The organism is Plesiomonas sp. ISS29, from assembly GCF_056522795.1.
In genome coordinates this window covers 24,093-49,296 of sequence record NZ_JAWRZQ010000001.1, presented here as the reverse complement: position 1 = coordinate 49,296, position 25,204 = coordinate 24,093, and the positions used below count along the sequence as shown (strand labels likewise).

Genomic DNA, 25,204 nt, shown 5'->3' with positions numbered 1-25,204 from the left:
TTCAAAGGCCGAGGACTATGCCTTTTTCGCCTTCTTTTGTCAATGGATTTGTGCAAATAAACGCCGGTTTCCCGAGGCTGGTACAAGCAGCGCATGACGGTTATTATGGTGAGCAATTTTAACAGCTTTTAATGCTGGAATACAGCGTCAGAGACGTATTTAAACGAGTGAATCCATCTTGAGTAAACGTTTATTGAAATCAGGGCTGATTGTCAGCTCGATGACACTCTTATCTCGGGTCTTGGGGTTAGTGCGTGATGTGGTCATTGCTAACCTGATTGGTGCCGGTGCCGCTGCCGATGTTTTCCTGTTTGCTAACCGCATTCCGAACTTTTTACGCCGCTTATTTGCCGAGGGTGCATTCTCGCAAGCTTTCGTGCCAGTGTTAACCGAGTACCAAAAAGAGGGTGATCTCTCCAAGACACAAGAGTTTGTGGCCAAAGTCTCTGGTACGCTGGGTGGATTAATCACCCTAGTCACCGTACTGGCAATGGTTGGCTCGCCGGTTGTTGCTGCCCTGTTTGGTACAGGGTGGTTTATTGACTGGCTACAGGGCGGGCCTGATGCCGGTAAATACGAGTTAGCCTCATTATTGCTGAAAATCACCTTTCCTTATCTATGGTTTATTACGCTGGTTGCGCTCTCTGGCGCTATCTTAAATACCCTTGGCCAGTTCGGGGTGGCGGCTTTTTCACCGGTTTTACTGAATGTTGCCATGATTGGCGCGGCAATCTGGATTGCTCCGCATACCCAATATCCTGAAATTGGTCTGGCGATTGGTATTTTTCTGGGTGGTTTATTCCAGTTCTTATTTCAAATTCCGTATATGAAAAAAGCCGGTTTACTGGTGAAACCAAAGTGGGCATGGAATGATCCGGGAGTGAAAAAAATCCGCACCCTGATGATCCCGGCACTGTTTGGGGTATCGGTCAGCCAGATTAATCTGCTGCTAGATACCTTTATTGCCAGTTTCCTGATGACTGGCTCTATCAGTTATCTCTACTATTCTGATCGTCTGCTTGAGTTTCCGCTCGGGTTATTCGGTATTGCGATTGCTACGGTCATTTTACCGGCCTTGTCGCGCCGGCATAACGAAAGCTCGGGTGAGCACTTTGCAAAAACCATGGATTGGGGCGTACGCATGATCTTTTTGCTCGGCGTTCCGGCCATGTGCGGTATTGCGGTGCTGGCCAAGCCGATGATGATGGTGCTCTTTATGCGTGGAGAGTTTACCTTTGCCGATGTCAATGCCGCTTCCCTTTCATTGCTGGCATTTAACTGCGGTTTGGTCAGCTTCATGCTGATTAAAGTCTTGGCACCGGGTTATTATGCCCGTCAGGATACCAAGACACCGGTACGCTACGGCATAATTTCGATGGTCAGCAATATGGGCTTTAACCTGTTGGCGATTCCCTTTAGTTATGTTGGGTTGGCCATTGCCTCAGCGATGTCGGGCACGTTAAATGCGTGGTTGTTGTATCGCGGTTTATCTTCAGCCAATGTCTATAAATTTAGCCGCCAAAGCTGGTTGCTGATAAGCAAAGTGGTGATTGCCGGTCTAGGTATGGCCGGAATTTTGTTCTGGGTCATGCCGGATATTGCAGTTTGGCAAGTGCAACACAATATGTTACGTATGATGTGGTTAGCGGGCCTGATTGGTCTGGCAGCGGTGGTATATGTGGTTTTACTGCTGCTGCTGGGAGTGCGTCCGCGCCATTTACGTGCAGATACTGATATTGCCAACTAAGACAAATGCCCCGAATGCGGTATAATCGGCAGCTATTTTCTCTCTTTAATGGCAGAGCTGACAGGGTGATGTACCCATGGAGCTGATACGCGGTATCCAGAATATTAAACCTCAGCATCATGGCTGTGTGTTAACTATTGGTAACTTTGATGGCGTACATCTAGGTCATCAGGCGGTTTTGCAACAAGTTAAAGCCAAAGCGCGCGCACTGAATTTACCGTTAACGGTCATGGTGTTTGAGCCTCAACCGCAAGAGCTGTTTACACCGGAGCTTGCCCCGGCTCGTTTAATGCGCCTGCGCGATAAGTATGTGCATCTTGCCCGTGCAGGGGTTGATAGGCTGCTCTGTGTTAGCTTTAATCACCATTTTGCACAGATGAGTGCCCATGCGTTTGTACAGCACTTATTGGTGGATAAATTAGGCGTGGCTTTTTTGGGTGTGGGCGATGATTTTCGCTTTGGCGCGGCGCGTCAGGGTGACTATACCATGCTGCAAGCAGCCGGTAGCCAGTACGGGTTTGAAGTTGTCAACAGCCATAGCTATTGCGTTGGTGAGCAACGCGTCAGCAGTACTGCAATTCGTCAGGCCCTGTATCATGATGATCTGGCACTGGCAGAGCGTCTGCTTGGCCGCCCTTACAGCATCAGTGGCCGTGTTTCACATGGAAAAAAACTCGGGAGAACCATCGGTTTTCCTACGGCGAATATCCCGTTAAAACGCCGTGTAGCACCAGTAAATGGTGTGTATGCAGTCGAAGTACTCGGGCTGGGTGCGAAACCTATGCCAGGTGTTGCAAATATTGGCACACGTCCAACGGTTGATGGCGTGCGTCAACAGCTTGAAGTCCATCTATTTGATGTTAATCTGAATCTTTACGGTCGTCAGCTCGAAGTGGTGCTGCGGGAAAAAATTCGCCCTGAGATGCGTTTTGCTTCATTTGACGCTCTAACTGCGCAGATTGCACAGGATGCGAATACCGCTCGCCGCTACTTCCAGCTGCCGATCGGAGTCTAACTTTCTTTTTGCCGAAAATACGGAATCGAGAATCAATGAGTGACAATAAATACCCTTTGAACCTTCCGGATACAGGGTTTCCGATGCGTGGCGATTTAGCCAAACGCGAACCTGGTATGTTGCAGCGTTGGTATGACAACAATCTGTATGGCGCAATTCGTCAGGCGAAGAAGGGCAAAAAATCCTTCATCCTGCATGATGGCCCGCCGTACGCTAACGGTAACATTCACATTGGTCACTCAGTAAACAAGATCCTCAAAGACATTATTATTAAGTCTAAAGGTCTGTCAGGTTTTGACTCGCCGTATATTCCGGGCTGGGATTGCCACGGCTTGCCGATCGAGCTAAAAGTAGAACAACTGGTTGGTAAACCGGGTGAGAAAGTCACCGCGGCTGAGTTTCGTCAGGCGTGCCGTGATTATGCTGCCGAGCAAGTTGCCGGCCAGAAAAAAGATTTTATCCGTTTAGGCGTACTGGGCGATTGGGATCACCCTTACCTGACAATGGATTTTGCAACCGAAGCGAATATCATCCGCTCAATGGCAAAAATTGTCGGTAACGGCCACCTGCACAAAGGTGCAAAACCGGTGCACTGGTGTACCGAATGTCGCTCGGCATTGGCAGAAGCGGAAGTTGAGTATTACGACAAAACTTCACCGTCAATTGACGTGCGTTTTCATGCTGTTGATGAAGCTGCAGTACTGGCAAAATTCGGCACGCAGGCTGGTAATGGCACCATCTCCGTGGTTATCTGGACAACCACCCCGTGGACACTGCCGGCCAACCGTGCTGTTGCACTTAATGCCGATCTTGAATACCAACTGATTCAGGCCGGTGATGAACGCCTGATTCTGGCCAGCGCACTGGCAGAGAGCGTTCTACAGCGTGCCGGCATTACCGATTCAACCGTTCTGGCCACCTGTGTCGGTGCAGATTTAGAGCTGCTGCGCGTTAAGCACCCATTCTATGATTTTGATGTGCCGATTATTTTGGGTGAGCACGTTACTACCGATGCCGGTACCGGTGCGGTACATACCGCCCCAGGGCATGGTCAGGAAGACTTCGTTGTCGGACAAAAATACCATCTGGAAGTGGCCAATCCGGTTGCGCCTGATGGTACGTATTTGCCAGAAACGCCGCTGTTTGCTGGTCAGTCAGTCTTTAAAGCCAATGATGCAGTGCTTGATGTTCTGCGTGAGCGTGGCGCATTGCTGCACTTTGAAAAATTCCTGCACAGCTACCCGCACTGCTGGCGTCATAAAACCCCGATCATTTTCCGTGCAACGCCACAGTGGTTTATCAGCATGGAACAAGCGGGTCTGCGTCAAAAAGCGCTGGGCGAAATTAAAGACGTGAAATGGATCCCGGATTGGGGTCAGGCGCGTATTGAAACTATGGTTGCCAACCGTCCAGACTGGTGTATTTCACGCCAGCGTACGTGGGGCGTACCTTTGGCACTGTTTGTACACAAAGATACCGAAGTGTTGCATCCACGTTCTGTTGAACTGATGGAAGAAGTTGCTAAGCGCGTCGCTGAGAAAGGTATTCAGGCGTGGTGGGATCTTGACCCAAGTGAAATTCTGGGTACAGATGCTGCTGATTACGTCAAAGTGCCAGATACCCTTGATGTCTGGTTTGACTCAGGCTCAACACATTCGTCTGTGGTTGATGCGCGCCCTGAGTTCAACGGCCATACCCCGGATCTGTATCTGGAAGGTTCGGATCAACACCGTGGCTGGTTCATGTCATCACTGATGATCTCTACCGCGATGAAAGGCACAGCGCCATACCGCGAAGTGCTGACCCACGGCTTTACCGTGGATGGTCAGGGCCGCAAGATGTCGAAATCAGTCGGCAACGTGGTTAGCCCGCAAGATGTGATGAACAAACTCGGTGGCGATATTCTGCGCCTGTGGGTGGCATCTACGGATTATACCGCTGAAATGGCCGTGTCCGATGAGATCCTCAAGCGTTCTGCTGATGCGTACCGTCGTATCCGCAATACAGCCCGCTTCTTGCTGGCGAACCTGAACGGTTTTGATCCTAAGCTGCACAGCGTGCAACCCGAAGAGATGGTGGTGCTTGACCGTTGGGCTGTTGGCCGTGCGCAAGCAGCACAAACTGAGATCATGCAAGCTTATGAAGCGTATGATTTCCACATGGTAGTGCAGCGTCTCATGCAGTTCTGCTCGGTTGAGATGGGTTCATTCTATCTGGACATCATCAAAGATCGTCAGTACACCGCTAAGACCGACGGCATCGCCCGCCGCAGCTGTCAAACCGCGCTGTATCACATTGCCGAAGCGTTAGTCCGCTGGATGGCGCCGATCATGTCATTTACTGCTGATGAGATCTGGAACTTTTTGCCGGGCGAGCGCTCTGAATTTGTGTTCACGGAAGAGTGGTATCAGGGGCTGTTCGGTTTAGCCGAAGGCGAAGAGATGAACGATGCTTACTGGGCTGAATTACTGAAAGTTCGCGGTGACGTGAATAAAGTGATTGAGCAGGCACGTAACGACAAGAAAGTCGGTGGTGCACTGGAAGCTGAAGTGACTCTGTATGCTGATGATGCGCTGAGCAACAAGCTGCTTGCTTTAAGTGATGAGCTGCGTTTTGTTCTGCTGACATCAAAAGCGGTTGTTGCTCCTTTTACCTCAGCACCTGCTGATGCCATGGCAACTGATAGCAAAGGGTTGGCTATTACACTGATCCGCTCAGCAAATACAAAATGTCCGCGTTGCTGGCACTATGCTGCCGACATCGGTTCAGTTGCTGAGCATCCGACACTGTGTGGCCGTTGTGTAACCAATATCGCCGGAAACGGTGAAACACGTAAGTTTGCTTAATGAGTAAACCACTATTGTCTACGGGGTTGCGCTGGTTATGGCTGGCCGCCCTGATTTTTGTAGTTGATATCGGCACCAAACTTTGGGTGATGGACAGTTTTACACTGTATGAATCCGTTAAAGTTTTGCCATTTTTCAACCTGACTTATGTGCACAATCCGGGTGCGGCATTTAGCTTTTTAGCCGAACACAGTGGTTGGCAGCGTTGGTTTTTTGCCGGCATCGCTTCATTAGTGACAGCTTCATTGATGGTGTGGATGTACAAAACGCCGGCCGATCACCGATTACCCAATTTCGCTTACGCGCTGATTATTGGCGGTGCACTGGGGAATCTGTTTGACCGATTAGTGCACGGCTATGTGATCGATTTTCTTGATTTTTATATCGGAACATCACATTGGCCAGCATTTAACATTGCCGATATTGCCATTTGTCTTGGTGCTGGGCTGGTGGTTTTAGATGGTTTTTTAGCGCCGTCAGAAAAGACTCAAGCGCATAAATCCTGACGATAGTCTCCGGTTTAACAGCGTTACTGCGTTACAATCAACAGGCTGGCAGCTGCCAGCCTGTTTTTTCATTCAGCATTGATTATTGTACGGTACATCTTGAATTGCGCACTTAGCATTACGTACTAGGATATTATTCATACTGAATGAAAATCACGATTACCGACTTTTAAGCTTACAAAAAGGATATGTATGCTGACCCCGCACATTCAGGCTGACAGCCGCGTTCTGGTCCACTTTGATTTGCTGCTCAGTGATGGCAGTGCCGCTGATTCAACACGCGTTGAGAATAAACCGGCCCTGTTTTGCTTTGGCGATCAAAGTCTCTCTCCTGCTCTTGAGGCTGAACTGCTCGGTTTATCAGTTGGTGATAAAAAGCGCTTTACCCTCGCGCCTGAACAGGCATTTGGGTTACCAAATCCCGATAACATGCACCACTTTGACCGAAGCCGTTTTGCCGCAGATGCAGAGCTAGAAAACGGCATGATCATGCTGTTTTCTCAGCCTGATGGCCAAGAGATCCCCGGTATTGTTCGGGCGATTGCCGGTGATTCGGTCACCATTGATTTTAACCACCCGCTGGCGGGGCAGGCTGTGACCTTTGATATTGAGATCATGGCGCTGGATCCTGAAAACGAGTAAGAGATAACATCATGCAGATTCTGTTAGCCAACCCCCGTGGTTTTTGCGCCGGTGTTGACCGTGCCATCAGTATTGTTGATCGTGCACTGGAATTGTATGGCGCACCCATTTATGTGCGCCATGAAGTGGTACACAACCGTTACGTGGTTGAACAATTACGTAGCCGTGGTGCGGTGTTTGTCGAAGAGCTGCATGAAGTTCCCGATGGCTGTATCGTGATTTTTTCAGCGCACGGTGTATCACAAGCGGTGCGTGCCGAGGCAAAATCACGTGAGCTAACGGTCTTTGATGCGACCTGCCCGCTGGTCACTAAAGTGCATATGGAAGTAGCACGGGCAAGCCGGAAAGGCGTTGAGGCAATATTAATCGGCCATGCTGGTCATCCAGAAGTAGAAGGCACGATGGGGCAGTATAATAGTGCTCAGGGTGGCATGTATCTGGTGGAGTCTCCGGCTGATGTGGCAAAACTGGTAGTGAAAAACCCTCAGCAGCTCTGTTTTATGACGCAAACAACCCTCTCAATTGATGATACCTCTGAGGTTATTGACGCACTACGCCAGCGCTTTCCAGCAATTGAAGGGCCGCGTAAAGATGATATCTGCTATGCCACCACTAACCGCCAAGAGGCGGTGCGCGATCTGGCCGAGCAGGCCGATGTGGTACTGGTGGTCGGCTCAAAAAACTCCTCTAACTCTACCCGTTTAGCTGAATTGGCTAATCGTTCAGGAAAAGCGGCTTACCTGATTGATGGTGCAGAAGATATTAATGAGCAGTGGTTGCAAGGCGTGAAAACTGTGGGCTTAACCGCAGGCGCTTCAGCACCGGAAGTTTTGGTAAAAGCAGTGATTGACCGTTTGCAGCAACTTGGTGGCCTTGCCGTGATAGAGAGCCCTGGGCGCGAAGAGAATATCACTTTTGAAGTGCCTAAAGAGCTACGTGTTCAGCAAATTGATTGAATATCAAACGTAAATATACAGACTTAAACGTGAACATAGAAAAGAGGAAGTGTAATGCTTCCTCTTTTTTTACAAATCAGTAATAGTGTTTTATCACAGATTCAAAACACACTCACGTGTGCAACCACATTCAATTTTAAAAGGGATAGCCATGATCAAAATTGCAGTAGCTGGGGCAGGGGGGCGCATGGGGCGTCAGCTGATTCAAGCCATACAATCAGCACAAGGCGTAACGTTGGGCGCGGCAATTGAGCGGGCAGGTTCTAGTCTAGTTGGTGCTGATGCTGGTGAATTGGCCGGTATCGGGCGGTTAGATGTGAAAGTGAGTGACTCACTTACTGCGGTAGCTGATGATTTTGATGTCTTAATTGATTTTACTGTACCGGCTGCCACCTTATCGCATCTGGCCTTTTGCCGGGCGCATCAGAAAAAAATGGTCATCGGTACGACTGGATTTGATGCCGCAGGTAAGCAGATGATTACCGATGCCGCCCAGCAAATCGGTATTGTGTTTGCCTCGAACTTCAGTGTAGGTGTGAATGTGGTCTTCAAGTTGCTGGAAAAAGCCGCCACTATCATGGGTGATTACACAGATATTGAAATTATCGAAGCGCACCATCGGCATAAAATTGATGCACCGTCAGGCACTGCGCTCTCAATGGGTGAAGTGATTGCACAGGCGCTGGGCCGTGAGCTTGACCAGTGCGCGGTGTATGCTCGTGAAGGTATTACCGGTGAACGTGAAGCGGGCACTATCGGTTTTTCGACCGTGCGGGCAGGTGATATTGTCGGCGATCATACCGTGATGTTTGCCGATATTGGTGAGCGTGTTGAGATTTCACACAAAGCCTCCAGCCGTATGACATTTGCTAACGGTGCAGTGAAAGCTGCACAGTGGGTGAATAATCAGTTACCTGCACAATATGATATGAAAGATGTTTTAGGACTACATGCACTGTAACAGTGCTGATGTTGTCGATTAGGCTATTACAGATTTTTATTGATATTAAGCTTATAAAAACAAGCTTAAAGAACAAATAATTCCGCATGATGGCTATTTTATATAGTTTAGTGCGGTTTTTTTCGCTTATTTCCCCTTTATTTATTTGTGTGATATTTATCATACGGTTTTTTTATTGCTTAAATATTATCTTTGCTAGCAAACGGTTGTTTTTCGCTTTTTTGTTCTTATTTTGGATTTCCCGATTCATTTAATCTTTTTTTGCTCTATTTTAGTGCGTTTTTTCAATCATTTTTATAGACAGGTTATCACTCTATCTATAAAATTTGCGCAATTTGCCAAAAATCCATAACAGTTGATGTTAGGTAGCAAATCGTTCAGTATGATCTGAATGAAAATTCGGCAAAAGAGATTAAATATTCATGGAGGTTGTTTTGAGTAAGACGGCACTATTAGTTCTCGAAGACGGTACAGTCTTCAAAGGTACCGCCATTGGCGCAGAAGGGTCTGCCGTTGGGGAAGTTGTTTTTAATACCTCGATGACCGGATATCAAGAAATACTGACTGACCCCTCTTATTCCCGCCAAATTGTTACTCTCACTTATCCCCATATTGGTAATGTAGGCACTAACCCTGAAGACGAAGAGTCACCTTATGTACATGCTCAAGGTTTAGTGATTCGAGATTTACCGTTAGTTGCCAGTAATTTCCGCAGTACCGCTACCCTCTCTGAATATCTCAAACACCATAATGTTGTTGGCATCGCCGATATTGATACCCGTAAACTGACCCGAATTCTGCGTGAAAAAGGCGCTCAAAATGGCTGCATCATTGCCGGTATTGAGCCCGATGCCCAGTTTGCGCTAGAAAAAGCCCGTGCCTTTGCCGGATTAAGTGGTCTGGATTTGGCCAAAGAGGTCACCACCGCAGAAACCTACAGCTGGACACAAGGAAGCTGGACGTTGACTGGCGGTCTGCCGGCCGCAAAATCAGACAGTGAACTGCCGCTGCACGTGGTTGCGTACGATTATGGTGTAAAGCGCAATATATTACGGATGCTCGTTGATCGTGGCTGTCGCCTGACTGTTGTGCCAGCAAAAACCAGTGCTGCTGACGTGCTGGCACTAAACCCTGATGGCGTGTTTCTTTCCAACGGCCCAGGCGATCCTGCCCCGTGCGATTACGCTATCGAAGCCATTGAGCAGATTTTACACACGGATGTTCCTGTTTTCGGGATCTGTTTAGGCCACCAACTGCTTGCGCTGGCATCGGGTGCAAAAACCACAAAAATGAAGTTTGGCCATCATGGCGGCAACCATCCAGTTAAAGATTTAGACCGTGATGTGGTGATGATTACCGCACAGAACCACGGTTTTGCTGTGGATGAGAGCAGCCTGCCAGCCACCTTGCGCGCTACCCATAAATCACTGTTTGATGGCTCACTACAAGGCATTCATCGTACGGATAAACCGGCATTTAGCTTCCAAGGACACCCAGAAGCTAGCCCAGGCCCGCATGATGCCGCACCGTTATTTGATCACTTTATTGATCTCATCAATGTGTACCGCCAGAACCGCACGCTAAACCTGAAATAACGCAGCCAGAACAGACAGGAGTTGCTACACATGCCAAAACGTACTGATATTCAAAGTATTCTTATTCTGGGTGCTGGCCCTATTGTAATTGGTCAAGCCTGTGAGTTTGACTACTCTGGCGCACAAGCGTGTAAAGCTCTGCGCGAAGAGGGTTACCGCGTTATTCTGGTGAACTCAAACCCCGCCACTATCATGACTGACCCAGAAATGGCCGATGCAACCTATATCGAGCCAGTACAGTGGCAGGTGGTGCGTAAAATTATCGAAAAAGAGCGTCCGGATGCTGTATTGCCAACCATGGGCGGCCAAACTGCACTGAACTGTGCGCTGGATCTTGAGCGGCATGGCGTGCTGGCTGAATTTGGCGTACAGATGATTGGCGCAACAGCCGACGCAATCGATAAAGCCGAAGATCGCCGCCGTTTTGATCAGGCAATGAAAAAAATTGGCCTAGATACCGCGCGTTCAGGTATCGCACATACCATGGAAGAGGCGTATGCGGTACAAGCTGATCTGGGCTTTCCGTGTATTATCCGCCCTTCATTTACCATGGGCGGAACCGGTGGCGGTATCGCTTATAACCGCGAAGAGTTTGATGAGATTTGTACCCGTGGTCTGGATCTCTCCCCAACCAATGAGCTGCTGATTGATGAGTCTCTGATTGGCTGGAAAGAGTACGAGATGGAAGTGGTGCGTGATAAGAATGACAACTGCATCATCGTCTGCTCAATTGAAAACCTTGACCCAATGGGTATCCACACCGGAGACTCAATTACTGTTGCACCGGCACAAACGCTAACCGATAAAGAGTACCAAATCATGCGTAACGCCTCGATGGCGGTATTACGTGAAATCGGTGTTGAGACGGGTGGTTCAAACGTACAGTTCTCGGTAAACCCGAAAGATGGCCGGATGATCGTTATTGAAATGAACCCGCGTGTGTCGCGCTCCTCTGCGCTGGCATCGAAAGCGACCGGTTTTCCGATAGCAAAAGTGGCCGCAAAACTGGCGGTAGGTTACACGCTCGATGAGCTGATGAATGACATAACCGGTGGCCGTACGCCTGCCTCTTTTGAGCCTTCGATCGATTATGTTGTCACCAAAATTCCGCGCTTTAACTTCGAGAAATTTGTCGGTGCTAATGATCGCCTGACCACTCAGATGAAATCAGTGGGCGAGGTGATGGCGATTGGTCGTAATCAGCAAGAGTCACTGCAAAAAGCGCTGCGCGGTCTGGAAGTCGGTGCAACCGGCTTTGATCCAAAAGTAGATCTTGATGCTCCCGATGCATTGACCCGTATTCGCTACGAGCTGAAAGAGGCTGGCTCTGACCGTATTTGGTATCTGGCTGATGCCTTCCGTGCCGGTTTATCGGTTGATGGCGTGCACAACCTGACTAATATTGATCGCTGGTTCTTGGTACAAATTGAAGAGTTGGTGCGTTTAGAAGAGCACGTAGCCGAAGTCGGCTTTGCTGGTTTAGATGCCGATTTACTCAGAAAGCTAAAACGTAAAGGTTTCTCTGATGCGCGCTTGGCCACACTCATTGGTGTGTCTGAAACTGAATTACGTAAGTTGCGTTATCGATTTGAAATCTTCCCAGTGTATAAGCGTGTTGATACCTGTGCTGCCGAATTTGCGACTGATACCGCGTATCTTTTCTCTACTTATGATGAAGAGTGCGAGGCTAACCCAAGCAGCAATGACAAAATTATGGTGCTGGGCGGTGGGCCAAACCGAATTGGTCAGGGTATCGAATTTGATTACTGCTGCGTACATGCTTCACTTGCACTGCGTGAAGATGGTTATGAGACCATCATGGTCAACTGTAACCCTGAAACAGTATCTACCGATTATGACACCTCAGATCGCCTATACTTTGAGCCGGTAACACTCGAAGATGTACTTGAGATTGTCCGTGTTGAGCAGCCTAAAGGAGTGATCGTGCAGTACGGTGGTCAGACACCATTGAAACTGGCGCGTGCGCTTGAAGCTGCCGGAGTTCCTGTTATTGGTACTAGCCCTGATGCAATTGACCGCGCAGAAGATCGTGAGCGCTTCCAGCAAGCGGTGCAGCGTTTAGGTCTGAAACAGCCGGAAAACGCAACCGTCACGACCCTTGAACAGGCAGTCGAAAAAGCCAAAGAGATTGGTTATCCGCTGGTAGTGCGCCCTTCGTATGTTCTGGGCGGCCGCGCAATGGAAATTGTGTCGGATGAGATTGATTTGCGCCGTTACTTTACAACAGCAGTCAGTGTATCGAACGATGCCCCAGTACTGCTCGATCGCTTCCTTGATAACGCTATTGAAGTCGATGTTGACGCTATCTGTGATGGTGAGCGCGTACTGATTGGCGGCATTATGGAACATATCGAGCAGGCGGGTGTTCACTCGGGTGACTCAGCATGTTCATTGCCAGCCTACACCCTGAGCCAAGAGATTCAGGATGTCATTCGTCAGCAAATTGAAAAACTGGCCTTTGAGCTGTGCGTACGTGGTCTGATGAATGCGCAATTTGCGATTAAAGGCAGTGATGTCTACCTGATTGAAGTTAACCCGCGTGCCGCGCGTACTGTACCGTTTGTCTCAAAAGCCATTGGTGTACCGTTGGCAAAAATTGCTGCTCGGGTCATGGTCGGCAAAACATTGGCACAGCAGGGCGCAGTGAAAGAAATTATCCCACCGTACTACTCTGTTAAAGAAGTGGTGCTGCCGTTTAATAAATTCCCAGGTGTTGACCCACTATTAGGGCCGGAAATGCGCTCTACAGGCGAGGTAATGGGTGTGGGTAATACCTTTGCTGAAGCCTTCTCGAAGGGGCTACTTGGCGGAAACTATAAAGTGCCTCGTCAGGGGCGTGCACTGCTCTCTGTGCGTCATGGTGATAAACAGCGTGTGATTGATCTGGCCGCTAAGTTGCTCAAGCTCGGTTTTGAACTCGATGCTACGCACGGTACGGCAGTGGTACTGGGCGAAGCCGGAATAAACCCGCGTTTGGTAAACAAAGTGCACGAAGGCCGTCCGCACATTCAAGACCGTATCAAAAATGGTGAATATACCTATATCATCAATACCGCCGAAGGCCGTCAGGCAATAGAAGACTCAAAACTTCTGCGCCGCAGCGCGCTGCAATATAAAGTGCATTATGACACCACATTGAATGGTGCATTTGCCACCGCAATGGCAATGGCAGCAGATCCGGCCGCCAATGTGATTTCGGTTCAGGAGATGCACCGTAAAATCGGCATGTAAATGAATAATTCCCCATAAAATATTGTTTTTATTTGCGAAAAAATAAAACCGCATCGAAAGATGCGGTTTTTTTATGCTTAAAACAGCGAAGGCTGTAAACCTGTCTGTAAAAAAACCAAGACAATTTTTCTTTACAATTTTATGCTCGACTCTCTGCTCATAAACGGGTCAGAGAACACCGCTGTATCGGCAACTCAGCTCATCAATTATTGTAAATAGCCTTGTAAAGTTGAGATTCAAATTTGTTTAAACCTGCGCGGCGGGTACGGTGATCTTCGGCTGAATATCCGGAAACAAACTGGACAAAAGCAACCAGTTCACCCCGTGCATTACGCATAAATCCGGCCAGATTATAGACCCCTTGCAGTGCGCCGGTTTTGGCATGAACCTGCCCTTTAAGCGGTGTATCACGCACACTGGCACGGTATCGCAGCGTACCGTCAGTACCCGAAACCGGCAGCATAGCAATCATGCCCAGCTCGGCATCATGGCGCGCAATATACTGTAGGGCATCCATCATGGTTTGGGCCGATACTAAATTGTGCCGTGATAACCCTGAACCGTCGGCCATCAGCGTATTACCAAACCGAACACCAGCTTTGCTCGATAAAATCGCCCTTACCGCATTTGAACCGGAACGAAATGTGCCCGGAACACCGTAGTAGTGCTGGCCAACGGTGCGAAACATGACATCGGCAATCTGATTATCAGACTCTTTGAGCATGGTTTTAAGCAGCGCAGAGGCTGGCTTTGAAACATTCTCGGCCAGAATATTGTCCATGGTAACCGGAATACGGCTAATCTTATTTTCACCGTTAATGGTAATACCGGCGCGGGTTAACTCTTGGCGCACAATACCGGCTGCGTAATTGGCCGGATCTTGTACTGAAAAACTCAGGCCAAACGGCTCTTTTTGCTGAACCAGACAACCCGTTAATACATAACGATTGTTATCTTTTGGCTCAACATCTAGCTCGCAGTAGCGGGCTTCAGGCATTTTTCGGTTCACGGTTCTGACTTCACTTTCAACCGTTACCGGATAGCGTGAAGCAACTGATGCTGTGGCCAAATCGCCCAGCGTTGGGGCACTGTTGAGCACAGCATAAAAACAGTTTCCATCAATAGAGGCGGCGGCTGGCAAGGCATTAAAGCATTGGGTTAAATCGTTCCACGACCACCCCGGTGCTTTATCATGGCTGCCGAAGACAGAGGTATCTATCACTAAATTCCCGCTGACAGAGCGAATATTTTGCTTGGATAATTGCAGCGCTAAATTGCGAACTTGATCACGAGTTAAACGCGGGTCACCGGTGAATTTAACCACCAAATCACCTTTTACAGCCCCCTCTTGGATCGCCGCTGATGTGCCTACTGTGGTATTAAAACGAAAGTCTGGCCCAAGCTCTAACAGCGCTGCTAGCGCAGTAAACACTTTTTGGGTGCTGGCGGGTAACACCATTTTATCGGGTTGATACGCCAGCATTGGCTGATTGCTGGCCGTTGATTGCACTAATACCGTGGCCTGAGCACCAGGAGGCAATGCTTGCTCATAATCATTAATAGGTATGATGCTGGCATGAGCCTGTACCGAAAGAATGCAGGCGGTAAGCGCGGTAGTGATAAAAAAACGCATGACTAAATACAAATTAAGTGGAAGTGTTCACATACTATGAACAAAGTAGGAAAAAAGTAAACGATGACCCATGCTTAACTCCACGTTAGAATAGAAATATTAATTTATCGGCATTGGCTTCACCTTGTTTGGTAAGCCACGCTGCTTTTTTGTTTTTACTGACTTGATAAAAACAGTTCGTTTGCAAGGGGTAATACGCTTTATGAACCAGATCCCAATGACAGTACGCGGTGCTGAGAAACTGCGCGAAGAGCTTGATTTCCTTAAAAACGTACGTCGCCCAGAGATCATTGATGCCATTGCTGATGCGCGTGAGCACGGCGATCTGAAGGAAAATGCTGAATATCATGCCGCCCGTGAGCAGCAGGGTTTTTGTGAAGGCCGCATTCAAGAAATTGAAGCGAAGCTGTCAAATGCACAGGTGATTGATATCACCAAAATGCCAAACAATGGCCGGGTGATTTTTGGCTCAACGGTGACAGTGCTGAACATTGAAACTGATGAAGAGCAAAACTACCGCATTGTGGGGGATGATGAAGCCGATTTTAAACAAAACCTGATTTCGGTTAACTCACCTATTGCCCGTGGCCTGATTGGTAAAGAGCAGGATGATGTTGTAGTGATTCGTACACCGGGTGGCGAAGTTGAATTTGAAATTTTAGATGTAAAATACCTCTAAAAGAGACATCAACATCCATATCAGGGCAAAAAAAAGGCCGTAAAAGCGGCCTTTGATAAGATGTAAATCGCCAATTCCCTGCTAATAATTAGCGAGGCAGAGAAATTTTACGATCTTCGCTTGGGCGGTACAGTACAAGAATGTTACCGATCACCTGAACTTTGTGCGCCTTGGTTTCACGTACAATCGCATCAACGATCAGTGCTTTGGTTTCACGCTCTTCAGCGGCAACCTTAACTTTAATCAGCTCATGATGATTGAGTGCGCCGTCAATTTCAGCAAGCACACCTTCGGTTAGGCCATTATTGCCAAGCAGTACCACGGGCTTGAGTGGGTGAGCAAGACCTTTTAGGTGCTGCTTTTGTTTGTTGGAGAGAGTCATGGTGCTTTTTTCACTCTAAAGGTTGAAAACGCGGCATTCTACCGCCATCTAGTGTTTATCACCAAGCGTGAGAGACAATTCCGCATAGTTTGTTTGCGTATCGGATGAAATATGGTTAAGAAAAAACGCACAGGCAGTTCATCGCGCTGGTTAGATGAACACTTTCATGACAAGTATGTACAAGAAGCCCAGAAAATGGGACTACGTTCGCGTGCTTATTTTAAACTGGAAGAGATTCAGCAATCAGACAAACTGTTTAAACCAGGCATGACAATTGTTGACCTTGGTGCTGCTCCTGGTGGGTGGTCACAATATGTAGTTGATAAAATTGGTGATCAAGGGCACGTCATTGCTTGTGATATTTTACCGATGGACCCGATGGTCGGGGTTGATTTCTTGCAAGGTGATTTTCGCGAAGAAGCCGTTCTAAATGCACTACTTGAGCGTGTTGGAAATGACATGGTAGATGTTGTGATGTCAGATATGGCACCTAACATGAGTGGTAACTCATCAGTCGACCAGCCGCGGGCAATGTATTTAGTTGAGCTTGCTTTAGATATGTGCCGTCAGGTGCTTGCAGCCAAAGGTGCTTTTGTAGTCAAGGTTTTTCAGGGAGATGGGTTTGACGATTACCTCAACGAAATACGGAAAATGTTTACGACTGTAAAAATTCGTAAGCCGGACTCTTCACGCGCTCGATCGCGCGAAGTTTACATTGTGGCTACAGGGTACAAACTGTAGTACTCTAGCTCAAGTTCACAATCAGTTGTAAAGCGAGGTTAATCCCTTGAGTGATATGGCGAAAAATCTAATTCTTTGGCTCGTCATTGCCGTCGTGCTTATGTCGGTGTTTCAGAGTTTTGGACCGAGCAAATCCAATGACCGTCAGGTGGATTACACCGCGTTTGTCAATGATGTCGGCCAAAACCAGATCCGCGAAGTTCGTATTGATGGTCGTGAAATTCAGTTCACCAAAAGCGATGGTGTTCGTTCAGTGACATATATGCCACTGAACGATCCTAAACTGCTCGATGATCTGATTAACAAAAAAATTAAAGTTTACGGTGAGCCACCTGAAGAGCCAAGCCTGCTGGCTTCTATCTTCATCTCGTGGTTCCCAATGTTATTGCTGATCGGGGTGTGGATTTTCTTCATGCGCCAAATGCAAGGCGGCGGTGGCAAAGGGGCAATGTCCTTTGGTAAAAGCCGTGCGCGTATGCTGACCGAAGATCAGGTAAAAACAACCTTTGCTGATGTCGCCGGTTGCGATGAAGCAAAAGAGGAAGTAACAGAACTGGTTGAGTACCTGCGTGATCCAAGCCGTTTCCAAAAACTCGGCGGTAAGATCCCAAAAGGTGTGCTGATGGTTGGCCCACCGGGTACCGGTAAAACCTTGCTGGCAAAAGCCATTGCCGGTGAAGCTAAAGTTCCGTTCTTCACTATTTCCGGTTCTGACTTTGTTGAAATGTTTGTCGGTGTGGGTGCATCCCGTGTCCGTGATATGTTTGAACAAGCCAAAAAAGCAGCACCATGTATCATCTTTATCGATGAAATTGATGCAGTAGGCCGTCAGCGTGGTGCAGGTTTAGGTGGTGGTCACGATGAGCGTGAGCAAACACTGAACCAAATGCTGGTTGAAATGGATGGTTTTGAAGGTAACGAAGGCATTATCGTTATCGCCGCAACTAACCGCCCTGATGTTCTTGACCCTGCATTACTGCGTCCGGGCCGTTTCGACCGTCAGGTTGTGGTTGGCTTGCCAGATGTGCGTGGCCGTGAACAAATTCTGAAAGTTCATATGCGTCGCGTTCCTTTGGGAAGTGATGTGAATGCCTCTCTGATTGCTCGTGGTACACCAGGCTTCTCTGGTGCTGACTTGGCTAACTTAGTCAACGAAGCGGCGCTGTTTGCTGCACGTAATAACCAGCGTGTAGTTTCGATGGTCGAGTTTGAAAAAGCGAAAGACAAAATCATGATGGGTGCAGAGCGCCGATCTATGGTAATGACTGAAGACCAGAAAGAAGCCACCGCCTTCCACGAAGCCGGTCATGCCATTGTTGGCCGTACCGTGCCGGATCATGATCCTGTCTATAAAGTCAGCATCATTCCACGCGGGCGTGCACTGGGTGTCACCATGTACCTGCCTGAGCAGGATCGGGTGAGCCACAGCCGTCAGTATCTTGAAAGCATGATCTCTAGCCTTTACGGTGGTCGTGTTGCTGAAGAGCTGATTTACGGTGCAGATAAAGTCTCTACCGGTGCGTCTAATGATATTGAACGCGCTACCGACATTGCCCGTAAAATGGTGACTCAGTGGGGCTTCTCTGAGAAGCTAGGCCCACTGTTGTACGCAGAAGAAGATGGCGAAGTGTTCTTAGGCCGCTCAATGGCCAAAGCCAAGCACATGTCTGATGAAACTGCCCGTGCTATCGATGTTGAAGTACGCGCCATTATTGACCGTAACTATCAGCGTACACGCAAAATTCTGTCTGAAAATATGGACATCCTGCACAGCATGAAAGACACGCTGATGAAGTATGAAACCATTGATGCCCCGCAGATTAATGATCTGATGGAGCGTAAAACAGATGTTCGCCCGCCAGCTGGTTGGAGTGATCATCCGCAGACAGCGCCAGCAGCAGAACCTGCTGTGGCAGAGCCAAGCGTGTCATCCGCTACATCTTCTGATGTGCCGGTAGCAGAAAGTACGCATACGCAGCCAACCACTGAGGTTGCACCTGCTGTAGAAAACGATAAGCCAGAAAATAAATCAGACGATAAACCGTCGGTTTAACGCGCATTATCAATAAAACCCCGAGCTTGCTCGGGGTTTTTCTATTTCTGTCGCTATGTTACGTGACTATCGTTACCTGATAGTAGTTACTAGGCTGTTGCTACATGGTTGCTACGTGATGAGTGCAATGGGTACGCCAAAACCTAACCTGTGGTGATGAGTGTGGCGGTTATTTAAAGGTGCAAACACAGATGATTTTACGCAGTAAAAACCGAACTCTTGATCTGACTCGGCCACAAATCATGGGTATTCTTAATGTCACGCCCGACTCGTTCTCTGACGGTGGCCAATTTAACCAGCAAACTCATGCCATTGCTCATGCACGCGCTATGCAACGTGCGGGGGCTGCTATTATTGATATCGGGGGCGAATCAACGCGTCCGGGTGCTGATATAGTCAGTGAAGCACAAGAGCTGGATCGTGTTATTCCAGTTATTGAAGCGTTAAGCCGTGAGCTTGATATCTGGATCTCGATTGATACCTACAAACCGGTGGTTATGCGTGAAGCTTGCCGTGCTGGCGCACACTTGATAAACGATATCAACGCCCTGCAAAGTGAGGGTGCACTGGCCGTTGCCGCTGCAGAGCAAGTTCCGGTTTGCTTGATGCACATGCAAGGCACTCCCGATACTATGCAGCAGCAGCCGCAGTACCAAAATGTGATCAGTGAAGTCAGTTCTTTTTTGCAGCAGCGCGCGGAAAAGTGTCTTGCTGCCGGTATTTTGCGTGAAAATATTTTGCTCGATCCTGGTTTTGGCTTTGGAAAAACGCTCGAACACAACTATCAATTGTTGAATCAGCTCGAAAAACTGCATGTACTGCACTATCCGTTACTTGTGGGGATGTCGAGGAAGTCAATGATTGGTAAACTACTCAACAATAAACTAGAAGAACGTTTGGCTGGAAGTCTGGCGTGTGCCCTGTTGGCGGCACAAAAAGGCGCTCAGATCATTCGTGTACACGACGTGCAGGAAACTGCCGACGTCTTACACGTTATGCAGGCTGCACTAAAGACTAATTAAGGAATGTCATCCATGAGTAAGCGTAAATATTTCGGCACTGACGGGATCCGCGGCACAGTTGGGCAAGCGCCTATTACACCCGATTTTGTACTCAAACTCGGCTGGGCTGCAGGTAAAGTTCTGGCGCGTCATGGATCGCGTAAGGTGCTGATCGGTAAAGATACGCGAATCTCTGGTTATATGCTTGAATCTGCGCTTGAAGCCGGTTTAGCGGCAGCAGGCCTCTCTGCAGCCTTTACCGGCCCTATGCCAACTCCGGCAGTTGCCTACCTCACACGTACCTTTCGTGCCGAAGCTGGTATTGTGATCTCCGCTTCTCATAACCCGTATGATGATAATGGAATTAAGTTTTTCTCTATTGATGGCACAAAACTGCCAGACGATGTAGAAGAAGCCATTGAAGCTGAAATGGAAAAGCCGCTGACCTGTGTAACATCGGCTGAGTTAGGGCGTGCCAGCCGCATTACTGATGCTGCTGGCCGCTATATTGAGTTCTGTAAAAGCTGCTTTCCAAACGAATTAAGCCTAAGTCATCTGAAAATTGTGGTCGATTGTGCTAATGGTGCAACCTACCATATCGCTCCCAACGTATTGCGTGAACTGGGTGCCGAGGTGATCACCATTGGCTGTGAGCCTGATGGTATGAACATCAATGAAAAATGCGGTGCAACCGACACGCTGGCTCTGAAAAAGCGTGTTTTGGCTGAAAAGGCTGATGTAGGTATTGCGCTCGATGGTGATGGTGACCGGATCATGATGATCGATCATCTTGGCAACCTGATTGATGGTGACCAAATCCTCTACATTATGGCCCGTGAAGCGCTGCGTAGTGGCAAGCTAAAAGGCGGTGCAGTCGGTACGCTGATGAGCAATATGGGGCTGGAGATTGCTCTTAAGCAACTGGGCATTCCGTTTGCTCGTGCAAAAGTGGGTGACCGCTACGTGCTTGAAATGATGCTCGAAAAAGGCTGGCGTTTAGGCGCTGAAAACTCAGGCCATGTTATCGCATTGGATATGACAACAACAGGTGATGGCATTGTAGCGGGCTTACAAGTTCTGGCCGCGATGGTTGGCAATAAAATGAGCCTCAGTGATCTTAGCAGCGGTATGACACTGTTCCCACAAGTACTTGAAAATGTGCGCTTTGCCGGTGAGCATAACCCGCTTGATGCTGATGAGGTAAAAGCAGCAGTTGTGGCTGTTGAAGCTAAAATGCAAGGCCGAGGTCGCGTTTTGCTGCGAAAATCCGGTACTGAGCCTTTAATCCGCGTCATGGTAGAAGGTGAAAATCTGGATAACGTACGTCAGTATGCACTTGATATTGCCGCTGCGGTAAAAGCGCAAGGCTAGACAAAGTACAACACGTAATAGCAGGTGATTCAGAGCAGTTATCAATATATTTAAATAGATTGATAAAGCGTTGCCTGAGTCACAGTAAAAACAAGATTAAGCGGCCTGTGCGCCGCTTTTTTATTGAATACTAAAGCTTAGCGGCAAGTGTGCTTGATTTTTCAGCAATTAATAGAGAAAACAAAAAATTACCTTGCGTGTATCGGGTACTTTCGCTAGTATTCTCTCCGCTCTTAGGTTTGAGAGCATCGTGTCGCGCTGGTGGTTTTGACTGTCCAGCACACTGCAAAGCGTTAACAAATGGATTAGACCATGTACGAAATTTTACTCGTAGTATATTTGTTAATCGCGCTGGGGCTAATCGGCTTGGTATTAATCCAGCAGGGCAAAGGCGCGGACATGGGAGCTTCATTCGGTGCAGGTGCTTCAAACACTGTATTCGGATCAGGTGGCTCCGGTAACTTCATGACTCGGACAACAGCAATTCTTGCTACGCTATTTTTCCTGATCAGTTTAGTGCTGGGTAACATTACCCACAATCAAACTAAACCAGGCAGCGAGTGGGAAAACCTGAGTCAGCCAGCTGCAGCACAAGAAAAAGCAGCAGCGGTTAAAGTTGCGGATCAGAATAACGATATCCCAACTAAGTAATAAGTAAGCTGTAAAGAATTTGCCGTGGTGGTGGAATTGGTAGACACGCTACCTTGAGGTGGTAGTGCCCATTTAGTGGTGTGCGGGTTCAAGTCCCGCCCTCGGCACCAAGTTTGTAGACCTGATAAATCTTGAAAAAAAGATGGTCGCAAGATAGTATATTGCACGTTTCGGACGCGGGGTGGAGCAGTTGGTAGCTCGTCGGGCTCATAACCCGAAGGTCGTCGGTTCAAGTCCGGCCCCCGCAACCATTCTCTGATGTTAAGTTATCTCCTATACTTAATCAGAGAAGAGAAGAACACCATTTCTTCTCACGTCGCAATTGCGACAATCAGGGTCCAGTTGCTAAAAACCCCGATTTTCGGGGTTTTTTGTTATCTGTATACGACGTCTTAGACGATGTGACTGGGCTTTTAGGCCCTTTTTTTATTTCTTGGGGGTTATCTTGGCAACGTTAGAACAGCAATTAACCCAGATGCTGGAAGCACCCGTACAGGCTCTGGGCTATGAGTTGGTAGGTGTCGAGTTTATCCGTGCCGGCCAACACTCCACTCTTCGTATCTATATTGACCATGAAAATGGTATCTATGTTGAAAACTGCGCTGAAGTGAGTCATCAGGCAAGTGCAGTACTGGATGTTGAAGATCCTATCTCTGTTGCATACAACCTTGAGGTTTCTTCGCCTGGATTAGATCGCCCACTGTTTACCGCTGCACACTATGCACGTTTTATTGGCCATGATGTAACTTTGACGTTACGTATGGCAATGCAGAACCGTCGTAACTGGAAAGGTTCCATTGTTGGCGCCGAAGGCGAAATGATCACCATTTTAGTTGACGGTAAAAATGAAGTGTTCGCACTGAGCAACATCCAGAAAGCGAACCTGGTACCAAAGTTTTAAGGTCTGGATGAGGCACCTGAGATGAACAAAGAGATTCTGGCGGTAGTTGAAGCCGTTTCCAACGAGAAAGCTCTTCCACGTGAGAAGATCTTCGAGGCACTGGAAATTGCGCTTGCCACGGCAACCAAGAAAAAATACGAATACGACGTTGAAGTGCGAGTGAGTATCGATCGCCGTACTGGTGATTTTGACACTTTCCGCCGCTGGATGGTTGTTGAAGAAGTGACTCAACCGACCCGTGAGATGGAAATTGAAGCCTCTCGCTTGCTGGAAGAGAACCCGGATCTGCAACTGGGTGATTACGTTGAAGATGACATTGAGTCAGTAACTTTCGACCGCATCACTACCCAAACCGCAAAACAAGTGATCGTACAAAAAGTACGTGAAGCTGAGCGCGCGATGGTTGTTGATCAATTCCGCGAGCAAGAAGGTGAGATCATCACCGGCGTTGCGAAAAAAGTAAACCGTGACAGCATTATCTTAGATTTAGGCAACAATGCCGAAGCTATGCTGGCTCGTGAAGATATGTTGCCACGTGAAAACTTCCGCCCAGGTGACCGTATTCGCGGTGTACTGTACGCTGTGCGACCTGAAGCACGTGGTGCGCAGTTATTTGTTACGCGTGCCAAGTCTGAAATGCTAGTTGAACTGTTCCGCATTGAAGTGCCTGAAATCGGCGAAGAGCTGATTGAAATTAAAGCGGCAGCCCGCGATCCAGGTTCACGCGCCAAAATTGCTGTAAAAAGCAATGACAAACGTATTGATCCTGTTGGTGCATGCGTGGGTATGCGTGGCGCACGTGTGCAGGCTGTTTCCGGCGAATTGGGCGGTGAGCGTGTTGATATCGTACTGTGGGATGATAATCCGGCGCAGTTTGTTATCAATGCAATGGCACCGGCTGATGTTGCATCTATCGTGATGGATGAAGATTCTCACAGCATGGATATCGCCGTTGAAGCATCAAACCTGGCACAAGCGATTGGTCGTAATGGTCAGAACGTACGTTTAGCTTCCCAGCTTACCGGCTGGACACTGAACGTTATGACAGTAGCTGATTTGGCTGCTAAGCATCAGGCTGAAGCATCTGAAGCGATTGACTTGTTTACTAAGCATCTTGATATCGATGAAGATTTTGCTCAGGTGCTGGTTGAAGAAGGTTTCTCTTCACTCGAGCAACTCGCTTATGTCCCAGTCAATGAGCTGTTAAGCATTGATGGCTTGGATGAAGATACTGTTGATGCACTGCGTTCACGTGCAAAAGCAGCACTAACAACTCTGGCTCTGGCAAAAGAAGAGTCTTTAGATGGCGTAGAGCCGGCTGAAGACCTGCTGAATTTACCAGGTCTGGAACGCCAACTGGCTTATAAGTTGGCAGCGCGTAAGATTATCAATCTTGAAGATCTTGCCGAGCAAGGTATCGATGATTTAGCCGATATTGAAGGTCTTGATGAAAACAAAGCGGGCGAGCTGATTATGGCCGCACGTAATATTTGTTGGTTTGGCAACGAAGCCTAATTAAACCGCAGCAGGAAGGAGCAGCATGACTGAAGTAACCGTAAAATCTCTGGCCGAAGAAATTCAGACCCCGGTTGATCGTTTGCTGCAACAGTTTGCGAATGCGGGTATCGCTAAAAGCGCCACCGATAGCGTAAGCCAGCAGGAAAAAGAGACCCTGCTGCTTCACTTAAACCGTGAACACGGTGGTAGTGGTGCTACGCCAAGCAAACTGACATTGCAACGCAAAACCCGAAGTACGCTTAGCGTACCGAGCACAGGTGGTAAAAGTAAATCTGTGCAAGTTGAAGTCCGTAAAACACGTACTTACGTGAAACGCGATCCGTCAGCGCTTCAGACCGATGAAGCAATGGCGGCCGAAGAGGCTGCCCGTTTAGCACAAGAGGAATTGGCTAAACGTGAGGCAGAACAATTAGCTCGCCAGGAAGCTGAAGAATCAGCGAAATGTGCGGCACAAGAACAAGCTAAACGCGAAGCGGAAGAAAAAGCTAAACGAGACGCAGAGGAAAAGGCGAAACGTGAGGCGACGATTGCGTCCCAACGTGAAGCGGAAGAGAAAGCTAAGCGTGCTGCCGAAGAGAAGGCGAAGCGCGAAGCCGATACCGCAGAACTGAAATGTAAAGCGGAAGAGGCTGCACGACGCAAAGCCGAAGAAAACGCGAAGCGTATGGCAGAAGAGGCTCGTAAGATGGCAGAACAACACGAAGAAATTAGCACTACTCCAGTGACCCCTGAGACCCCAGTAAATCCAGCTGCT

19 protein-coding genes, 2 tRNA genes and 1 pseudogene are annotated in these 25,204 nt (G+C 48.3%); 20 read left to right on the top strand and 2 right to left on the bottom strand.

Annotated features, from left to right (window positions below; genetic code table 11):
* Positions 1-178: 178 nt before the first annotated feature.
* From murJ to carB, 9 genes are all read left to right on the top strand, one after another.
* Complete coding sequence (gene murJ, locus AC1HDJ_RS00200; protein ID WP_479536263.1) at positions 179-1,747, top strand: murein biosynthesis integral membrane protein MurJ; 1,569 nt, start codon at positions 179-181, stop codon at positions 1,745-1,747.
* A gap of 76 nt (positions 1,748-1,823) precedes the next feature.
* Complete coding sequence (gene ribF / locus AC1HDJ_RS00195; RefSeq protein ID WP_479536261.1) at positions 1,824-2,762, top strand: bifunctional riboflavin kinase/FAD synthetase; 939 nt, start codon at positions 1,824-1,826, stop codon at positions 2,760-2,762.
* A 35-nt stretch (positions 2,763-2,797) separates the two neighbouring features.
* Complete coding sequence (gene ileS / locus AC1HDJ_RS00190; RefSeq protein WP_479536259.1) at positions 2,798-5,608, top strand: isoleucine--tRNA ligase; 2,811 nt, start codon at positions 2,798-2,800, stop codon at positions 5,606-5,608.
* Complete coding sequence (gene lspA / locus AC1HDJ_RS00185) at positions 5,608-6,114, top strand: signal peptidase II (protein ID WP_479536257.1); 507 nt, start codon at positions 5,608-5,610, stop codon at positions 6,112-6,114. The genes ileS and lspA overlap by 1 nt, the downstream gene beginning before the upstream one ends.
* Positions 6,115-6,309: 195 nt before the next feature.
* Positions 6,310-6,756, top strand: a complete 447-nt coding sequence (fkpB, locus tag AC1HDJ_RS00180) for an FKBP-type peptidyl-prolyl cis-trans isomerase (protein ID WP_479537160.1) — start codon at positions 6,310-6,312, stop codon at positions 6,754-6,756.
* Positions 6,757-6,767: 11 nt separating this feature from the next.
* Positions 6,768-7,712, top strand: coding sequence for a 4-hydroxy-3-methylbut-2-enyl diphosphate reductase (gene ispH / locus AC1HDJ_RS00175; RefSeq protein WP_479536255.1), 945 nt, complete (start codon positions 6,768-6,770; stop codon positions 7,710-7,712).
* A 151-nt stretch (positions 7,713-7,863) separates the two neighbouring features.
* Positions 7,864-8,673 carry a 4-hydroxy-tetrahydrodipicolinate reductase gene (gene dapB / locus AC1HDJ_RS00170; protein WP_479536253.1) on the top strand — a complete coding sequence of 270 codons (810 nt, stop codon included), beginning with the start codon at positions 7,864-7,866 and terminating at the stop codon, positions 8,671-8,673.
* Positions 8,674-9,107: 434 nt separating this feature from the next.
* The gene (carA, locus tag AC1HDJ_RS00165; RefSeq protein ID WP_479536251.1) at positions 9,108-10,268 is read left to right on the top strand and encodes a glutamine-hydrolyzing carbamoyl-phosphate synthase small subunit; all 1,161 of its coding nucleotides are present in this window, start codon (positions 9,108-9,110) and stop codon (positions 10,266-10,268) included.
* A 30-nt stretch (positions 10,269-10,298) separates the two neighbouring features.
* Complete coding sequence (gene carB / locus AC1HDJ_RS00160; RefSeq protein WP_479536249.1) at positions 10,299-13,520, top strand: carbamoyl-phosphate synthase large subunit; 3,222 nt, start codon at positions 10,299-10,301, stop codon at positions 13,518-13,520.
* A 202-nt stretch (positions 13,521-13,722) separates the two neighbouring features.
* On the opposite strand, the gene dacB is transcribed toward carB, so the two are convergent.
* Entirely contained in the window at positions 13,723-15,153 is a 1,431-nt protein-coding gene (gene dacB, locus AC1HDJ_RS00155) for a serine-type D-Ala-D-Ala carboxypeptidase (RefSeq protein WP_479536247.1), read from the bottom strand.
* Positions 15,154-15,355: 202 nt separating this feature from the next.
* On the opposite strand from dacB, the gene greA reads away from it, so the two are divergent.
* The gene (gene greA / locus AC1HDJ_RS00150; RefSeq protein WP_438623555.1) at positions 15,356-15,832 is read left to right on the top strand and encodes a transcription elongation factor GreA; all 477 of its coding nucleotides are present in this window, start codon (positions 15,356-15,358) and stop codon (positions 15,830-15,832) included.
* Between the two features lie 88 nt (positions 15,833-15,920).
* Here the strand turns inward: greA and yhbY are convergent, their stop codons facing one another.
* On the bottom strand, positions 15,921-16,214 hold the full coding sequence (yhbY, locus tag AC1HDJ_RS00145; RefSeq protein WP_479536245.1) for a ribosome assembly RNA-binding protein YhbY: 294 nt from the start codon (positions 16,212-16,214) through the stop codon (positions 15,921-15,923).
* A 111-nt stretch (positions 16,215-16,325) separates the two neighbouring features.
* Here yhbY and rlmE point away from each other — a divergent pair, with 111 nt between their 5' ends.
* The 10 genes and pseudogenes from rlmE to AC1HDJ_RS00095 form a co-directional block, all read left to right on the top strand.
* Positions 16,326-16,955 carry a 23S rRNA (uridine(2552)-2'-O)-methyltransferase RlmE gene (gene rlmE, locus AC1HDJ_RS00140; protein WP_438623557.1) on the top strand — a complete coding sequence of 210 codons (630 nt, stop codon included), beginning with the start codon at positions 16,326-16,328 and terminating at the stop codon, positions 16,953-16,955.
* A gap of 55 nt (positions 16,956-17,010) precedes the next feature.
* Positions 17,011-19,008: an ATP-dependent zinc metalloprotease FtsH gene (ftsH, locus tag AC1HDJ_RS00135; RefSeq protein ID WP_479536243.1), complete on the top strand. Its 1,998-nt coding sequence runs from the start codon at positions 17,011-17,013 to the stop codon at positions 19,006-19,008.
* A 191-nt stretch (positions 19,009-19,199) separates the two neighbouring features.
* On the top strand, positions 19,200-20,030 hold the full coding sequence (gene folP, locus AC1HDJ_RS00130) for a dihydropteroate synthase (RefSeq protein WP_479536241.1): 831 nt from the start codon (positions 19,200-19,202) through the stop codon (positions 20,028-20,030).
* Between the two features lie 12 nt (positions 20,031-20,042).
* Positions 20,043-21,380: a phosphoglucosamine mutase gene (gene glmM / locus AC1HDJ_RS00125; RefSeq protein WP_479536239.1), complete on the top strand. Its 1,338-nt coding sequence runs from the start codon at positions 20,043-20,045 to the stop codon at positions 21,378-21,380.
* A 312-nt stretch (positions 21,381-21,692) separates the two neighbouring features.
* The gene (gene secG, locus AC1HDJ_RS00120; RefSeq protein ID WP_438623561.1) at positions 21,693-22,031 is read left to right on the top strand and encodes a preprotein translocase subunit SecG; all 339 of its coding nucleotides are present in this window, start codon (positions 21,693-21,695) and stop codon (positions 22,029-22,031) included.
* A 21-nt stretch (positions 22,032-22,052) separates the two neighbouring features.
* Positions 22,053-22,141: transfer RNA gene (locus AC1HDJ_RS00115), tRNA-Leu, on the top strand.
* 65 nt (positions 22,142-22,206) lie between these two features.
* A tRNA-Met gene (locus AC1HDJ_RS00110) sits at positions 22,207-22,282 on the top strand.
* Positions 22,283-22,476: 194 nt separating this feature from the next.
* Positions 22,477-22,932 carry a ribosome maturation factor RimP gene (rimP, locus tag AC1HDJ_RS00105; protein ID WP_438623562.1) on the top strand — a complete coding sequence of 152 codons (456 nt, stop codon included), beginning with the start codon at positions 22,477-22,479 and terminating at the stop codon, positions 22,930-22,932.
* Between the two features lie 21 nt (positions 22,933-22,953).
* On the top strand, positions 22,954-24,447 hold the full coding sequence (nusA, locus tag AC1HDJ_RS00100) for a transcription termination factor NusA (RefSeq protein WP_438623563.1): 1,494 nt from the start codon (positions 22,954-22,956) through the stop codon (positions 24,445-24,447).
* A gap of 25 nt (positions 24,448-24,472) precedes the next feature.
* Positions 24,473-25,154 (top strand): annotated as a pseudogene (locus tag AC1HDJ_RS00095) (translation initiation factor IF-2 associated domain-containing protein); the annotation flags it as partial.
* Positions 25,155-25,204: the final 50 nt, after the last annotated feature.

Excerpts from the sequence above, each read along its gene's own strand:
- ribF (WP_479536261.1), top strand. The coding sequence starts at position 1,824 with ATGGAGCTGATACGCGGTATCCAGAATATTAAACCTCAGCATCATGGC.
- ileS (WP_479536259.1), top strand. The coding sequence starts at position 2,798 with ATGAGTGACAATAAATACCCTTTGAACCTTCCGGATACAGGGTTTCCG.
- lspA (WP_479536257.1), top strand. The coding sequence starts at position 5,608 with ATGAGTAAACCACTATTGTCTACGGGGTTGCGCTGGTTATGGCTGGCC.
- ispH (WP_479536255.1), top strand. The coding sequence starts at position 6,768 with ATGCAGATTCTGTTAGCCAACCCCCGTGGTTTTTGCGCCGGTGTTGAC.
- dapB (WP_479536253.1), top strand. The coding sequence starts at position 7,864 with ATGATCAAAATTGCAGTAGCTGGGGCAGGGGGGCGCATGGGGCGTCAG.
- carB (WP_479536249.1), top strand. The coding sequence starts at position 10,299 with ATGCCAAAACGTACTGATATTCAAAGTATTCTTATTCTGGGTGCTGGC.
- dacB (WP_479536247.1), bottom strand. The coding sequence starts at position 15,153 with ATGCGTTTTTTTATCACTACCGCGCTTACCGCCTGCATTCTTTCGGTA.
- greA (WP_438623555.1), top strand. The coding sequence starts at position 15,356 with ATGAACCAGATCCCAATGACAGTACGCGGTGCTGAGAAACTGCGCGAA.
- yhbY (WP_479536245.1), bottom strand. The coding sequence starts at position 16,214 with ATGACTCTCTCCAACAAACAAAAGCAGCACCTAAAAGGTCTTGCTCAC.
- rlmE (WP_438623557.1), top strand. The coding sequence starts at position 16,326 with ATGGTTAAGAAAAAACGCACAGGCAGTTCATCGCGCTGGTTAGATGAA.
- ftsH (WP_479536243.1), top strand. The coding sequence starts at position 17,011 with ATGGCGAAAAATCTAATTCTTTGGCTCGTCATTGCCGTCGTGCTTATG.
- folP (WP_479536241.1), top strand. The coding sequence starts at position 19,200 with ATGATTTTACGCAGTAAAAACCGAACTCTTGATCTGACTCGGCCACAA.
- glmM (WP_479536239.1), top strand. The coding sequence starts at position 20,043 with ATGAGTAAGCGTAAATATTTCGGCACTGACGGGATCCGCGGCACAGTT.
- secG (WP_438623561.1), top strand. The coding sequence starts at position 21,693 with ATGTACGAAATTTTACTCGTAGTATATTTGTTAATCGCGCTGGGGCTA.
- nusA (WP_438623563.1), top strand. The coding sequence starts at position 22,954 with ATGAACAAAGAGATTCTGGCGGTAGTTGAAGCCGTTTCCAACGAGAAA.